Source organism: Bacillus andreraoultii (assembly GCF_001244735.1).
Classification (GTDB): domain Bacteria; phylum Bacillota; class Bacilli; order Bacillales; family Caldibacillaceae; genus Caldifermentibacillus; species Caldifermentibacillus andreraoultii.
Map to the genome: position 1 here is coordinate 447,161 of NZ_LN868935.1, position 584 is coordinate 447,744.

A 584-nucleotide genomic window follows, 5' to 3' on the forward strand; every position below is an offset into this window, starting at 1 on the left:
TCCTCTTTCAATGCTCATTATGGAACTATGGGATTTCATCCTTTAGTTGCCTTTGATGGAGCTACTGGCGACTTTTTGAAAGCGAAACTTCGCCCGGGAAACGTCTACACCTCCAATGGTGTGGTCGAATTTATTCAGCCTCTGATTGAACATTACAACGAAACATTCCCGGAAACGAGTTTGTTTCTTCGTGGGGACAGTGGATTTGCCGTGCCTGCCCTGTATGAACTGTGTGAGAGAGAATCGGTTTATTACGTTATTCGTTTAAAATCAAATGCACAATTAAAAAGTCTGGCGGAAGAGTATCATCCTACATCTGTACCTGAAGATGTTTCAAAAACAGAACGCTATTTTGAAGAAACCATTTACCAAGCAAAATCTTGGTTGAAACCTAGAAAGGTCATCATTCAATCTGTACGACCTGCGGGTGAACTGTTCTTTACGCATTCCTTTTTTGTCACCAATTTTGAAATCGCTTCTCCAAAAGATATCGTCCAAGCTTATCAAAAAAGAGGAACGATGGAGAATTACATCAAGGAAGCTAAAAATGGTTTTGGTTTCGATCGAATGAATAGCCATTCTTA

At 40.1% G+C, this 584-nt stretch carries 1 protein-coding gene; it reads left to right on the top strand.

Features of this window, described 5'->3' with window-relative positions:
• The coding region (locus tag BN2144_RS02445) for an IS1380 family transposase (RefSeq protein ID WP_033826773.1) at positions 1–584 on the top strand (584 nt) is incomplete at both ends.